The sequence below is a fragment of the Nonomuraea sp. CX421 genome (assembly GCF_059358955.1).
In genome coordinates, this window is the sequence record NZ_JCADBK010000024.1 from 14,112 (window position 1) to 28,651 (window position 14,540).

Here is a 14,540-nt window from a genome sequence, read left to right on the forward strand (position 1 = left end):
ACGGCGGCATCCTGGCCGCACTCATCGCCGCCGGTGTGCTCGATCCCCAGACCGCCCGCGTCCGCGAACGCATCGGAGCTCGTGCCGCGACGAAGGACGAAGCGGAGACGCTACGGCTTCGGCCGGGCGTCTCTGTCTTGACCGCTGAGCGCGTCACCCGAGGCGGGAAGCTCAGCCTGTGGAACTGCTGCAGCGGGTGGCGAACGCGCGGCGGATCTGGTTCCAACCGAGGACCTGCCACTGAGGAGCCTCTGACCTACCGCCAGGAGAAGTCAAGCTCCCAGGACCAAGGTCACGAGCGCGTCAGCATCCTCAAGGCTGGGCAGGACCTCCACCGCTCCCGCGTCGCGCAGGTCATCAACGGAGCTTCGCCCGGATGCCACCGCGATCACTGGAACATCGTTCTCAAGGGCGGCTTCGACGTCGGCCGGCGTGTCTCCGATGAGTACCGCGTTACGAGGCGTGACGGGTTCCCCGAATACGGCGTTTGACCGCCTCAAGGCGATACGTACTAGTTCCGCCCGTACATCGTCGTCTTCTCCGTAAGCGCCGATTTCCCAACGGATATGACCGTCGAGACCGAATACCTGAAGCTTGATCTCCGCGACCATCCGGATATTGCCCGTGAGAACCGTCTGAACGACTTCGGCTCTTGCGTCCAGAGCGTCCAGAGCCAAGGCAGCCCCAGGGAGCGCGTGACCACGCTCTCTCAACTCGGCAGCCCGCTCCAGGTGGGCCTTGGTAAGCGCAGCGGCGAATCGCTCGAAGTCGTGCCGATCGGTCCGCAGGCCATGTAGCTTGGCGGTCTCCCGGAAGATCACAGGTTCGGTGATGCCGTCGATCTTCGCCTGCTGGATCATGGGCACGCCAGTAACCTGCTCAAAAGCCTGAGATGACAGCTCGCGCCCAACCCCCCTCGTGTCGATGAGAGTGTGATCGATGTCCCACAACACGATCCGGCGAACCGTCACTAAGTCCTCCAACCGACATTCGTCGCACTCCAGAGTGGCACATACTCATTCCGATCTGGTCCTGCGAACCTCGTCGAGGTCTACCCTCAAGGCAGCAGCAGGGAGGGGACTCGGATGAGCGCACCCACGCTTCTCATCGGCGAACGCATTCGCTTCTGGCGAGAGAAGAGGCAGCGGAAGCAGGCCGCCGTCGCCGGGCTATGCGGGATAACCGAGGAGTACCTGAGCCAGATCGAGCGTGGCCTGAAGATTCCCTCTCTGCTTGTGCTGCATGCTCTCGCGGTGGAACTGGGCGTCCCCATGGCGGCACTGCTGGGTGACGAAAAGCGGAGCGAACTTCTGTCGGAGAACGCCTACGTAGCCGACAGCGTCGTCACCGCCCTGATGGGTTACGGTCCGGACGACGGCACCGAGCCCGTGGCAGCATCGGAACTACGGGAGCGCGTAGAAGCGGTCTGGCGAATATGGCAGACAAGCCCTAATCGGTACACCGAGGCCGGCGCCATACTTCCTGCACTCATCATCGATACCGAGAGCACCATACGAGCACATCGCCTCAGCCCAGACAGCACTACACGGCGAGACGTCCTCAGGACAGCTGCTGACTTGTATTTCATGCTTCGCTCGTACTGCCGCCGGGCCGGGAGAATCGAACTCTCGCTCATGGTTGCCGACCGAGCGTTGCGCGCAGCCGAAGACGCCGACGATCCGATTCGGTCGGCCGCGGCCAAATGGAACCTCGGTCATGTTCTCCTCGCTGATGGCGAGTTCGAGGGAGCGGAGCAGACTGCGATCCGGGGCATCGAGGCCTTGGACGCCCTACCAGCCAGCGCAAACGTCATCGCGATGGCGGGCGCGCTGGAACTGGTGGCAGTCGTGGCTGATGCTCGACGCAAGAAGTGGTGGCAAGCACGCGAGCGGCTGTCCGCCAGCGCCTCAGTACGGGCCGCTCAGGCCGGCGAAGGCAACACCATGTGGACGGTCTTCGGCCCCAGCAATGTCGAGCTCCACGCTGTGAGCATCGAGATGGAGGCCGGCGAAGCCACAGAAGCGCTCCGCGTCGCGGACCAGATCGACATCGCCCATCTGCCATCGATAGAACGGCGCTTCACCTTCCTGCTGGAAGTTGCCCGCTGCTACGACCTGCGCCGAGAAGATCCGGCCGTACTCGTGCATCTGCTCGATCTGGAAGAACTCGCACCCGAAGACCTGGCTAGAAACCCCCTCGCGCAAGAGATGGTTTCCCGTCTGCGACGTCGCGTCCGGCCGACATATCGGCGACAAGTGGATGCGCTTGCCGAGCGTCTGAGTCTTCGCGAGCCCTAACTGCCAGCCCACCCGAACTGACAGTTCGGGTGACTGCTCCTTCGCTTCCCTACCGTCGCAGGAAACATCGCTCGATGAACAGACGGTGATCATGCGAAGGCCAGCAGATACGCCACTCGAAGCCGTTGATGTGCAAGCTACGCTCCGGGTGGCCGAGTGGGACGGTATCCGCGTCCCGCGTCATGTCGGCCTGACGATGCTCCACCGACTGTCACAAGTCAGCCTGCCTGTGGTCGTCGACCCCGCGGAACGTACTCTCTACTTCCTCGTGCCGATCGGCTCAGCCGACCATTGGCAGTTACCCGAGCGGCGAATCGCCGACATCAGGCGTCGTCTCATCCTCCCTCCGACTCGGCAGCAGATGCCTCCCGGACGCTACTGGCTCTTGTTGCCAAGAGTCTCGGCTCAGCGTGCCGCAGCGAGGGAGCTACGTGCGGCGTTGGAGAGCATCCGGAGCGCATCCCCTGCCTCCCGCGCAGCTCCACCAGGCACCGTACCTGTCGGCTTGGAAGTTCGCGACGTACGAGAAGACCGCCACGGGCGTTCGCTGCGTCCTCTGGGTCCCTTGATCAGGAAGGACTTTCTGACCCATGCAGAAGCGTGAAGTCGCCAGGATCCGACAGCGTCGTGAAGGAAGAGCTTTATGAGCGCCGGTCGGCGTGGCTTCCTCCCATGTGCCTGTCACGTCGCCAACGACACGAAGCCCACGATGCGTACCTCCGCCCCTTCGCCCGCTGACCTGCCATCCGCTCCCAGCACGCGTCCCAGCGGCCCTGGAAGCACCTTCAATTCGTCTGAAACGACTCCGGCGGCCACCTATGCCGCGTTGCGCGGATCGAAGGACGCCCTTCCCGCTGCTCGCGCTGCCGGAGAGGAGCTGAACAAAGCACTCGGCGGCGTAGTGAATCAAGTCACCCGTGAGAACGCCCTCGCGCTGGGACGGGCAGTACGGTACGCCGCCGAGCAGGGCCACACGCTGTTCGCGGACCTGGGCGGCGGCATCCCGATTCAGAAGTCGGACAGGTGGAGGCTGCCCGACCTCTACGACCTCGCTTGCGGCGTCCAGCCGGGCCTGCGGTGGCTGCTGGTGGACTCCGACGAACTGGCCGTCATGTACGGCCGCGCGCTCGTCGGCAGGCACCCCAACGTGCACGTGGAATGGGAAGACCTCCGGCGGCCGGCGAAGGTGCTGGCCCTACTGGACCTTCACTTGGGCGCCAAGCAGAAGATCGTGGTGATTCTGGGCGCGGTGCTGCACTTCATGACCGACCAGGAAGCCACCACTCTCATCGCTGCCCTGCACAAGCATCTCGTCCCCGGCAGCCGGATCATTGCCACTCACGTGACCAGGACCGGCATGCCGCCCGAGGACGCAGCACGGGGCAAAGAGGTCTACGAGCGGTTCCACGGCGTCGAGATCCACATCCGCACCGCGGAAGAGATCACGGCCATGGCCGGGCCGTTCGCGATCCAGCCGCCGGGAGTCGTCCGCGCCATCGACTTCATGCCCTCGCACGAGGGGCCGCCCCCGACGCGAGCGCCGCACTTCCTCATGTGGATGGCCGAACGGCTCGCCGACTCCTGACCCTGCCAGAAGGAAGCGTCACCGTGACACCACGCCACGCACTCCCACCAGGCGGGCATGAGCAGCCATTACGCATGGCCGCGCAGTTGGTGATCCTGCTCGCCGAACGCCACAACATCCCCGCCACCGTGCAATCCCCGCCCTGCGGCGTCGTCGTTCGGGTGTACCCGGGACTCATCACCCACGTCGATCACGTCATCTGGTGGGCAATCCCTGACCTCACCGGCACCCGCCAGCGGCCGCTCCGGACCTACGCCCACACCGTGGCGGGCGCGGCCGACCGGGTCGCCAAGCACCACCACGACTTGCGATCCATCCCTATCGCAGAACTCCTCGGCTCCGGCTGCATCCGGCTACTGACCGGCGACTCACTGGACGACGTTGAGGCCCGCCATGCCTCTTGATCTCGAAAGAGTCGCCGACGCGGCCGTGCTCCAGTACGAGCACCCCAGGTGGTTCGTCATGTGGGGGCCCTGGGCCAGGGAATTCACCGCGTGGCACCTGGCCAACCCCGGCGAATGCCGCCCTGTCCATGCCAAAACCCCCGACGAACTGCGCGGCCGAATGCTCCACGCAGAACTCGAACTCTGGCGGACCTCATACATCCCCCACTGGCAGCCACCACCCCAGGCTGCAAGCGAGGCCCGCCAGACCTAACACCCGCGGCCCGGAGAAGACGACCGGTCCCCGCCACCGCCCGAGGCGGCGAACGACACGTCACTTCGGGCCGCGGGCTTCCATCGACGACAACGGAGAAGGGGCAACGTGACCACCATCTCCGGCGACACCATCGCCGACCTTTTCACCAGCGCAGTGACGCTGACCATCCAAGGGAACAAGGTCAGCCCGCGCGGCATGGCCACCCGAGAACTGCTGGACGTGCGGCTGCTGCTTGCCGAACCTCGCGCCCGCCTGCTTCCCCCATCGCCCGCGAGGGTGTTGAACACGGCGTTCGCCGTAGCCGAATGCGTGTGGATCCTGTCCGGCTCCGACGCGCCATGGATCTACCACTTCAACGGCCGGCTCCGGCAGTTCGCCGAAGACGACGGCATCCTGCGCGGCGCGTACGGGCCGCGCATGCGGCGTTGGGACGGGCACGTGGACCAGCTCGCCCAGGTGCTGGCCACGCTGCGCGGCGACCCGGACTCCCGGCGGGCGGTCATCCAGCTCTACGACCCGGCTCGCGACGCCGGCGGCCACCGCGATGTGCCCTGCACGCTCAGCTACCGCTTCCACCTGCGTCGCGACCGGCTGGACATGGTGACGACCATGCGCAGCAATGATCTGTGGCTGGGCCTGCCCTACGACGTGTTCACCGCGACCGTGCTGCACGAGCTGGTGGCCGGCTGGCTCGGCGCCGAGATCGGCACCTACCGCCATCACGTGGACTCGCTGCACCTGTACGAGCACGACCTGGAGAAGGCGGCCGCCGTGGAACCGGCCGGCCCGAGCGCGGTCATGGAGTCGCTGGTGGCCACCTCGTGGGAAGGGTTCGACGAGCTGCTGGCCACGGTCCAGGCGGGCCTGCCGGTGGGACACGCCGGCTGGGATCCGCTGGCCGCCGTGCTGGCCAGCTACCGCAAATGGAAGAACGGGCAACGCGACCAGGCAGTCCAGGCAGCCAGTGGAATCGACGGGCCGCTCGGGGAAGGGCTGCGCGCCTGGTACACCACCCTGCGGGCTGGTACCAGAGGGCTGGCGGTGACCGTATGACCCTCATGCGCGCCCCTGACATCGTGCTCGGCCTGTGCTCCTACACCCACGACTCCGCCGCGGCTCTCCTGGTCGACGGCGAGCTGGTCGGGTTCGTGGAGGAGGAACGCCTGTCGCAGGTGAAGCACACCCGCGCCTACCCCGAGCAGGCGATCGGCTGGCTGCTGGCCGAGGCGGACATCAGCCCCGAGGAGGTGAACGCGGTCGCGTACAACTTCCACGGCGCGCGCTATCTCCCCGCCGCGGCAGGCGCCCTCAAGATGCTGGCGCACCCGGCCACGAGCGGCAGGGCGATCCCGCGAGCGGCCAGTTTCGCGCGGGTCGCCGCGCGCACCTTCGGCCGCGTCCGCGAGCTCGGCCGCCACTTCCCATACGCTCGCGTCCGGCCGCTGCCGCATCACCGCACCCATCAGATGTACGCGTTCGCCGCCTCCGGCTGGTCGAGCGCGGCCGTGCTGGTGGTGGACAGTCTCGGCGAGACGCAGACCACCACCATCGCCACGGGCCGCCTGCTCGGGTCCGGCCGGCCGACTCTGGAGCAGGTGTACGCGCTGAACGATCCGGCCTCGCTCGGCTACGCCTATGGCGCAGTCACCATGCATCTGGGGTGGCGGCGCGGCGACGAGGAGGGCACCGTGATGGCGCTGGCCGCGCTCGGTGACCCGGACCGGTTCCGCGCCCTGTTCCAGCGGGCAATCCCGATCACCGAGTCAGGGTTCGCGTTGCATCCGGCCTTCTTCGCCGTGCGCGTGCTGTCGTCGGCCTACCCCCGGCTGACGGCCCGCTTCGCGGCGCACACCTGCCCGCGCCGGGCACCGCACCAGCCGGTCACGCAAGTCCACATGGACCTGGCCGCCGCCCTTCAGGAGCGTACCGAGCAGGTGATGCTGCATCTGGCGGGCCTGGCCCGGACACGCACCGGGCTGAAGCGGTTGTGTCTCGGCGGAGGAGTCGCTACGAACTGCGTCGCCGTCGGGAAGACCGCCGAGTCGGGGCTGTTCGACGAGGTGTTCGTGCCTCCTGCTCCGGGCGACGCGGGCACGGCCATCGGCGCGGCCGCGACCGTCCATCTCCAGGCGAGCCCGCTGCCGCTGTCGGGCATCGTAGGGGCCTGCTATCTCGGGCCGTCCTTCGCCGGCCACCTGCCGGACCTCACCCGCTGGCCCCAGCTGTCCGCACTGCCAGTGCCCGGTGACCCGGCCGAGTTCCTGGCCAGCCAGATCGCCCAGGGCGACATCGTCGGCCTGTTCCAGGGCCGGATCGAGACAGGGCCCCGGGCGCTCGGGAACCGGTCGATCCTCGCCTCGCCCTTGATCCCGGGCGTGGTTGCGCGGCTGAACGACACGGTGAAATTCCGCGAGCCGTTCCGCCCGTTCGCGCCCATGGTCACGGCCGAGCGCGCCGCCGAGTACTTCACCCTCGGCCAGGAGTCGCCGTTCATGTCGATGGCATCCGGAGTGACCGCCCTGGCGCGTGACCGGATCCCCGCGGTCGTGCACGCCAACGGCACCGCGCGCGTTCAGACCGTCACCAAGGACGACAACCCGTTCGTGCACGCCGTCCTGGAAGCGTTCGCCCGCCGGACCGGCGTTCCGGTCCTCATCAACACCTCATTGAACGTCAAGGGCAAGCCCATCTGCGGCCCCCCAGACATGGCGCTGGAGTGCCTCGCCGAAAGCGGCCTGGACGCCCTGCTGCTGGAAGGCCGGTGGATCACCAAGTGAAGATCGGCTACAGCTTCTGGGGGTTCCTCGGCCCAGGCATCACCGACACCCCGGACGGCGGACGCAGCCATCGCCGCCCCTTCATCGACGGCATCATCGCGGCCGGCCACGAGCTCGTGTTGCTCCAGCCGAACCGGGACCTGACCGAAGCCGGGGACCACATCGCCGACAGCTACCTGTTCGATGCCGGGCTCCCGCCCGTGGATGTGCTGTTCCTGGAGTGGCGCTGGCCCATCTCCGGCCGCAACACCACGATCTGCGGCAGCCCCAGCCACACCTGCGACCTGCACCGGCAGAACCGGCTGCTCTACCACTACACCCACCGCACCCGCACACCCACCGTCATCTGGGACAAGGACCGGCAACTCCCCGCCCACCACCCCGTGCGCCAACGACCCAACATCGTCGTGTGCGAGGCCACTCTCACCCCACGCCACGGCACCGTACCGCTGCTGTTCCCGCTGGATGACGCGCTCCTGGACGCGGCCGACCCGGTCAAACTCGCCCAGCGGGAACGGCCGAACCCCCTGTGCTACATCGGCAACCAGCACGGCCGCAACGCCGCGTTCGACCGGTACTTCGCGCCCGCGGCGGCCCGCACACGACACCTGATCGCCGGCAAGTGGACCCACACGAGCCGCTGGCCGGACCTCAACTTCATCGGCCGGGTGCCCTTCACCGAGGTCACCTCCCTGTACAGCAAGAGCCTCGCCACGGTGCTACTGCTGCCGGACCGATACGCCGCCGCCGGGCAGATGACACAACGCATCTTCGAGGCGGTCCTGGCCGGATGCCTGCCGCTCGCGCCCGCCACCATCAACCGCGTCCACATGTTCGTGCCGCCACAGCTGATCGTGAACTCGGGCGGCGACACGATCCGTGCCCTGCACTGGCTCGACAACATCCGAGGCAGCCACGAGCACGTGAACCTCCTGTCCGCGTGTCTGGAGCGGCTGGAGTTGTTCCGGCTCAGCCACCAACTCCGGGCCCTGCACGACATCCTCGCTCCGCTCACCGCCAACCGAGACGCACAACCTGCAGGGGGACGCTCATGACCAACCCTCGGCGTCCTACTGTCCCGACTATCGTGGAGAACCATGCACATGTCCCGGGTCGCCGTCATCGGATCGGGCGGCAGCGGCAAGTCGTACGTGGCACGCGAGCTTGGCCGTGTCCTGGACGCGCCGGTCACCCATCTCGACGCGATCTACTACGACGACGAGTGGACCCCCCTGTCAGCGGAGAAGTTCGAGAAGGTTCAACGCGAGCTGGTCGCCGAGCCGCGATGGATCATCGACGGCAACTACAACTCCACGCTGCACGTACGGCTGCAGGCGTGCGACACCGTGATCCTGGTCGACGTCCCCACCGTCGTCGCCCTGTGGGGCGTCCTGTCCCGGCAGGCCCGCCACGGCGCCGGGCAGCACGATGCGGGCGTCTACAACCGGATCAACTGGTCGTTCGTCCGGTACGTCGCCTCCTACCGGCGGCGGATGCGTCCGCAGGTGCTGGCCAAGATCCGCCAGCACTCCAGAGACAGCATTCAGGTAGTGGTGCTGCGCAGCCGCGCCCACGCCCGCAGCTGGCTGAAGCAGCTGGCCGCCGGCCGCTGAACCTCGGCCGCCCCCGCACCACTCGCGGGAGGCGGGCATGAACGACAGCGTCTTCACCGACCCGGCCGCCACCGCTGGCCTCTACCGCGACAGCGGCCGGCTGGCGGCCCGCACCTCCGCCCTGCACCGCGCTAAGACGCATGGACGGCCCGTCGCCGACGTCATCGCCAAGGTCGCCGCCTGCTACGTGGACGACCCCAGCCGGTCGGTGGTCGCCGACATCGGCTGCGGGCGCGGCACCAGCACGCTGGCCCTGGCCGACCGGCTCCGCCCCCGCAGGTTGGTGGGCCTGGACGCGTCGGCCGCGATGCTCGCCGCCGCCCGCGCCCGCCTGGCAACCCTGAGCCCTGCCGTGGCCGCAGCGGTGGAGTTCGTGCAGGCCGACTTCCACCACCTGCCCCTACCTGATGCCGGCTGCGACTTCGCAGCGGCCGCGTTCTGCCTCTACCACGCGCCCGACCCACGCCCGGTGATCGCCGAGATCGCCCGCGTCCTCGCACCGGGCGGGGTCGCGATCCTGGTGACCAAATCCGCCGACAGCTACCGAGAGCTGGACCGACTGGTGGCCGCCGCCGGACTCGACGCGGGCGCCGCGGACCGGCCGAGCCTGTACGCCGCAGCGCACAGTGGCAACCTCGTCGATCTCACCACCGGCCACCTCCGTGTCCTGGCCACGTTGCACGAGAAACACCGCTTCGTCTTCGCCGGGCTGGAGCACGTCGCGGCCTATCTGGCCACCACCCCGAAGTACAAGCTGCCTCCCGGCCTGGCCACCGACCCCGACGCGATCGCCGCGAGGCTGCGCGCCGCCTGGCCGGACGAGCCCGTCACCGCGACGTCCACCATCACCTACCTGACCGCCACACCGACATGAGCCCACCCGACATGACCATATTCGCCAAGCCGTACGCCACCCGCGACGCCGTCCGATGGGCCGCCGCCCATCACGCCTGGCTCGCCCAGCACGCCCAGCCGCTTCGGCAGCCACCCATCGTGGCGGTGCACGCCCGCCGCATCGACTTCGCATTCGTGCAGGGCCGACACGCGCTCATCTGCGACCTGCCCGCGCTCGCCAGCATCCTCGGCCGCGCGCACACCACCGCCTGGCAGAGCGACCTGCACCGGGCCCAGCTCACCACGCCGCACCCGCTGCCCGCCGGGGGTGTACTGGCTGACTTCGTCTCCCCCCGCCAGGTCGCGCTCCACCGCCGCCTTCAGGCCGGGCTGATCACCCCGCACCAGCTCACGGTCGCCCAACAGCTCCTGCACCACGCCCCCGGCGCACCGGCCGCGTTCTACAAGGACACCAACCCGCGCAACGTGCTCATCACCGCCGAAGGTCCGGTCATGGTGGACGTCGATGACCTCACCCTCGCGCCGTTCGGCTACGACCTGGCCAAACTCGTGGTCACCCTCGCCATGACGCACGGCCCGATCCCGCCTGGTCACATCGCGACCGCGCTCACCTGTTACAACAAAGCCCTGCTCGGTGCCGGTCTCGCCCCTGTCACGGCCGCCGGTTTCCTCGGCTACACCGACCTGCACCACGTACTCACCCTGCCCTACCTCGGCATCGGCGGATACCGGCACTCCTGGCCGGGCCTTCGCCCCTCGCTGGACGAACTGGCCGCCGCCGCTACACCACCGGCGTCCCCATCGCGTTGACCGGAGGACCTCGTGCAGCAACCCCTCACCGACCAGCCGGCCCGGCCAAGGCGTGTGGTCGTCACCGGCGCCTCCGGATTCATCGGCTCCCACCTCTGCCAATCCCTGCTCGCCCAAGGAGTCACCGTCATCGGAGTGGATCGGCTCGACCCCGACCAGAATCCGCGCGCGGCGGCCAACCTCACCGACATCCGGCGCGAGCCCGGCTTCCTGTTCGTCCCCGCAGACCTGCGCACCTGCGCCATCGAACCCCTCCTGGTCGAAGCCGACGTGGTCTATCACCTCGCCGGGCTGCCCGGCGTCCACCCCTCCTGGGGGCCCGACTTCGGCCAGTACGTGGCCACCAACATCACCGCCACCCAGCGCCTCATGGACGCCATCACCAAGATGCGCGTCCCCCGCCTGGTCGTCGCCTCCTCCTCCAGCGTGTACGGAGTCACCGACGGGCATCCCAGCACGGAATCCGACCAGCCGCGCCCGGCCTCGCCGTACGCGATCACCAAAGTCGCGCAGGAGCAGCTATGCCTCGCGCACGCCGCCCGAACCGACTGCCCTACCACTGTGGTGGCGCTGCGCTACTTCACCGTCTACGGGCCTCGCCAGCGGGAAGACATGGTCATCCAGCGGGTGCTGACCGCCGCCGTCACCGGCATCCCCATGCGGCTGTACGGCGACGGCAAACAGCGCCGCGACTTCACCTACATCCACGACGCCGTCACCGCCACGATCTGCGCAGGCACCGCGCTCCTGCCGAGCTGCGTGATCAACGTGGGTGGCGGCTCCGACGCCGACCTGCTTGAGGTTGTCGAGAACGCCCGCGTACTCACCGACCGCCCGATCAACGTCCACACCGAAAACGCCCGCGCCGGGGACGTGCCCGCAACGTGCGCCGATCCCTCCACAGCCCACCGGCTGCTCGGCTTCGCTCCTACCACCGACCTGCTGACAGGCATGGCAGCTCAGCTGCACTGGCTCACCTCCCGGAACGCGGCGTCCTCCTGGGACAAGCGTTAGACGAGCCACCCCGGGCGAACGCGAAACGCCCCGCAACACGCGGCTTCACCTCCGGGTCACACGAGCTCGGACGGCAATCACCGAACATCTGTCCTTAACAGGAGCTTCACGCCATGAAACGGTTACATAGAGCAATATTGTCGGCGCTTATCGTGCTCGCAGTGGCGGGATGCGGCTCTCCTCCCCCTGCCTCAGGACCCAGCGGCCCCCTCCAGGTCGTCAAGGTCGGAATCATGCCCATCCCAGACTGCGCCACCGTGCCCATCGCGGACATGAAGGGCTACTTCAAAGCCGAAGGGCTCCAGGTGCAGCTCGAAACCGTCCAAGGCGGCGGCGTCGCACTCCCCAAGCTCAAATCGGGCGCCCTGGACTTTTCGATCATGAACTACACCGCCGCCGTGCTGGCCGAGGTCAACCAGCCGGGCACCCTGCGCATCGCCGCCGACGCCTACCAAGCGGCCCCCAACACCTTCAAACTCATGGTCCCCAAGGAGTCACCCGTCCAAGACCTGGACGATCTTCGTGGCAAACACATCGCGGTCGTGACGCTCAAGTCGGTCGGCACGCTCACCACCGAAGCAGCACTGAAAATCGCCGGATTGACCGCACGCGACGTGCGGATCTCCGAACTGCCCCTCCCCGACATGATCCCCGCCCTCGAAACCGGGAAGATCGATGTCGCCTGGATGACCGAACCGTTCATCACCGCCTACCAGACCGGGCACGGCGGCAGAACGCTCTGGGATGTGATGCAGGGCCAGACCGAGAACTGGCCGATCGCGGGCTGGGCCACCTCCGCCGACTACGCCAAGAACCACCCCCAGCAGGTCGCCGCGTTCCAGCGAGCCATCCTCAAGGCCCAAGCCGACGCCCAAACCCGGCAGCTGATCACCGACACGCTGCCCAGCTACACCAAGATCGACGCCGCGACGGCGGCGACCATCACCCTGGGCACCTTCCCGACCAACCTTCATGTCGGCCGCATCCAACGCGTCGCCGACCTGATGCAGGAATACGGATACATCAGCAGCAAACTCGACGTCAGCTCACTGCTGATGCCGCTCCCGGCCACCAGCCTCTCCTCCCCGCCCCCAGCGCCCCCACCCGCTCCGATCACGCCATCGACGCCCACCACGTCAAAGGCGAGGGTGGCCGCGCGATGACCCCGCACCCCCGTCCCGACACCCTGCCCGCCGGCCCCGGCCTCGTCGCGTACCGGCACGTGCAGGCGATGATCGACGCCGTGCCCGACTTCGCCGCCCTGCACGCCGCGGTCGACCTGGACGTCTTCGAAATCCTCGCGCACCAGTCCATGACCAGCGACGAACTGGCGGATGTCTGTGGCACCGACCCCGCCGCGATGGACCGGCTGGCGGGCTGGCTGCACGCTCACGGCTTCATCACTGACACCCCCGCCGGCTACCGGCTCACCGAACTCGGCCACGTCCTCACCGCCGATGCCGACCCGTCCCAGCGGCACGCCGTGCTGGTCACCGGCTCGGCCTACTGGTGGGACACGATCGGCCACCTGACCGACACCATCCGCCGCGGACACCCCACCCCACCGAACGACCGACCGGTGTACGAGCACCTCGCCCACACCCCTGAACTGGCCGCCGACTTCGACCGCTTCATGACCGCGCGCAGCACCGCCGTCGGCCACGACCTCGCCGCCATGGACGATTGGACCGACATCCGGCTCGTGGCCGACCTCGGCGGCGGCCAGGGCGGCGTCCTGGCCACCCTCCTGCACACCCACCCACACCTGCGGGGCATCCTCGCCGAGCGCCCCCACGTCGCCGAACGCGCCCGCACCCACCTCGCCGGACAAGGCCTGCTCCACCGGGTCCAGATCACCACCGCCGACATCTTCGAACAGATCCCCCAAGGGGCACAGCGTTACCTACTGTCGTCGATCCTGCACAACTACAGCGATGAGGCATGCGTCAGCCTGCTGACGACGGTGCGCCAAGCCCTGCAAGACACCGCCGACGGAGAGGTATGGATCGTCGAGGGCATGCTGCCCACACTTCCGGGCATTGCAAGCCCCTGGCACAGCACCGACATCCGGATGATGGCCCTGTTCCACGGCGGCCGGGTACGCCGCAGCCCGCACCTGTACCAGCTGGCGGAACAGGCCGGGCTGAGCATCCACCACACCCAGCCACTACCCAACGGACAGACCCTGCTCGCAGGCCACCCGGCACACGAACGGCAGAGCTGATCACGCCGTTGCTCCGCTGGTCCCTGCTCGCCTCTTTACACTGTAGATCACTATAAGGCTCACACACACCAAAAGGGGTGCACCCCACCCAGTGAGACATCCGAGAAGGCATGCCAGTTGAACATCACGAACCGCCTGAACCACGATGGGCGTCAGAACGGGCCGCCCCATGGTGGTCCGAAAGGGTGGGTGACGGCTCCTCCGAGGGTCAGATCGCAGTCAGCGGATCAAAAAAGCCGGACTCTGTACCCCGAGTCCAGCCTCTGACCTGCTCCAACGTGGGCTACCCGCGACCAGGTGGCCGCTGCGATCCTCGCCGACCCCGACGGGCCGGTGCTGCCGAGGACGCCCGGCACCTGCTGCACTCCGCGCACTGCGTTGCGATCCTCACCGACCCCGAAGGGCCGGTGCTGCGGGGTTCTTGCGGGTCTTCTCCATCACGCCCACCTCGTTGCGATCCTCACCAACCCCGAAGGGCCGGTGCTGCTTGCTCTCCCGGAGAAGCATCTGGATGTCCCCCATGTTGCGATCCTCACCGACCCCGAAGGGCCGGTGCTGCATGGCGACCCAGCCGACGAGCGTGGGGTGCACGTCGGGGTTGCGATCCTCACCGACCCCGAAGGGCCGGTGCTGCCAGGGGCCGCGGTCGTCGATTGCCCGGGTCGAGTACGTGGTTGCGATCCTCACCGACCCCGAAGGGCCGGT

General features: G+C 67.9%; 13 protein-coding genes and 1 CRISPR repeat array (1 of these 14 only partly in view). Of the genes, 12 read left to right on the plus strand and 1 reads right to left on the minus strand.

Features of this window, described 5'->3' with window-relative positions:
- Nucleotides 1-272: 272 nt before the first annotated feature.
- Nucleotides 273-983 (minus strand): HAD family hydrolase, encoded by a 711-nt coding sequence (locus AC5L3X_RS31290; protein WP_494861779.1) that lies wholly within the window; start codon nucleotides 981-983, stop codon nucleotides 273-275.
- Nucleotides 984-1,085: 102 nt separating this feature from the next.
- Between AC5L3X_RS31290 and AC5L3X_RS31295 the strand changes: the two genes are divergently transcribed.
- The 12 genes from AC5L3X_RS31295 to AC5L3X_RS31350 all read left to right on the plus strand — a co-directional run bounded on the left by AC5L3X_RS31295 (nucleotide 1,086) and on the right by AC5L3X_RS31350 (nucleotide 13,835).
- Nucleotides 1,086-2,297 (plus strand): helix-turn-helix domain-containing protein, encoded by a 1,212-nt coding sequence (locus AC5L3X_RS31295; RefSeq protein ID WP_494861780.1) that lies wholly within the window; start codon nucleotides 1,086-1,088, stop codon nucleotides 2,295-2,297.
- Nucleotides 2,298-3,006: 709 nt separating this feature from the next.
- Nucleotides 3,007-3,882: an SAM-dependent methyltransferase gene (locus tag AC5L3X_RS31300; protein WP_494861782.1), complete on the plus strand. Its 876-nt coding sequence runs from the start codon at nucleotides 3,007-3,009 to the stop codon at nucleotides 3,880-3,882.
- 74 nt (nucleotides 3,883-3,956) lie between these two features.
- Nucleotides 3,957-4,286 carry a hypothetical protein gene (locus AC5L3X_RS31305; RefSeq protein ID WP_494861783.1) on the plus strand — a complete coding sequence of 110 codons (330 nt, stop codon included), beginning with the start codon at nucleotides 3,957-3,959 and terminating at the stop codon, nucleotides 4,284-4,286.
- Between the two features lie 361 nt (nucleotides 4,287-4,647).
- Complete coding sequence (locus AC5L3X_RS31310; RefSeq protein ID WP_494861785.1) at nucleotides 4,648-5,595, plus strand: thymidylate synthase; 948 nt, start codon at nucleotides 4,648-4,650, stop codon at nucleotides 5,593-5,595.
- The gene (locus AC5L3X_RS31315; RefSeq protein WP_494861787.1) at nucleotides 5,592-7,319 is read left to right on the plus strand and encodes a carbamoyltransferase family protein; all 1,728 of its coding nucleotides are present in this window, start codon (nucleotides 5,592-5,594) and stop codon (nucleotides 7,317-7,319) included. The genes AC5L3X_RS31310 and AC5L3X_RS31315 overlap by 4 nt, the downstream gene beginning before the upstream one ends.
- Entirely contained in the window at nucleotides 7,316-8,374 is a 1,059-nt protein-coding gene (locus AC5L3X_RS31320) for a glycosyltransferase family protein (RefSeq protein WP_494861789.1), read from the plus strand. Before AC5L3X_RS31315 ends, AC5L3X_RS31320 begins: the two co-directional genes overlap by 4 nt.
- A 42-nt stretch (nucleotides 8,375-8,416) precedes the next feature.
- Complete coding sequence (locus AC5L3X_RS31325) at nucleotides 8,417-8,932, plus strand: P-loop NTPase family protein (RefSeq protein ID WP_494861791.1); 516 nt, start codon at nucleotides 8,417-8,419, stop codon at nucleotides 8,930-8,932.
- A gap of 37 nt (nucleotides 8,933-8,969) precedes the next feature.
- Nucleotides 8,970-9,806 carry a class I SAM-dependent methyltransferase gene (locus AC5L3X_RS31330; RefSeq protein ID WP_494861792.1) on the plus strand — a complete coding sequence of 279 codons (837 nt, stop codon included), beginning with the start codon at nucleotides 8,970-8,972 and terminating at the stop codon, nucleotides 9,804-9,806.
- A gap of 11 nt (nucleotides 9,807-9,817) precedes the next feature.
- Complete coding sequence (locus tag AC5L3X_RS31335) at nucleotides 9,818-10,597, plus strand: aminoglycoside phosphotransferase family protein (protein ID WP_494861793.1); 780 nt, start codon at nucleotides 9,818-9,820, stop codon at nucleotides 10,595-10,597.
- Nucleotides 10,598-10,609: 12 nt separating this feature from the next.
- Nucleotides 10,610-11,611: an NAD-dependent epimerase/dehydratase family protein gene (locus tag AC5L3X_RS31340; protein WP_494861794.1), complete on the plus strand. Its 1,002-nt coding sequence runs from the start codon at nucleotides 10,610-10,612 to the stop codon at nucleotides 11,609-11,611.
- 113 nt (nucleotides 11,612-11,724) lie between these two features.
- The gene (locus tag AC5L3X_RS31345; RefSeq protein WP_494861796.1) at nucleotides 11,725-12,774 is read left to right on the plus strand and encodes an ABC transporter substrate-binding protein; all 1,050 of its coding nucleotides are present in this window, start codon (nucleotides 11,725-11,727) and stop codon (nucleotides 12,772-12,774) included.
- Complete coding sequence (locus tag AC5L3X_RS31350; protein WP_494861797.1) at nucleotides 12,771-13,835, plus strand: methyltransferase; 1,065 nt, start codon at nucleotides 12,771-12,773, stop codon at nucleotides 13,833-13,835. Before AC5L3X_RS31345 ends, AC5L3X_RS31350 begins: the two co-directional genes overlap by 4 nt.
- Nucleotides 13,836-14,138: 303 nt before the next feature.
- Nucleotides 14,139-14,540: direct repeats of the CRISPR family, unit length 37 nt; unit sequence GTTGCGATCCTCACCGACCCCGAAGGGCCGGTGCTGC (it continues 1,112 nt past the right edge of the window).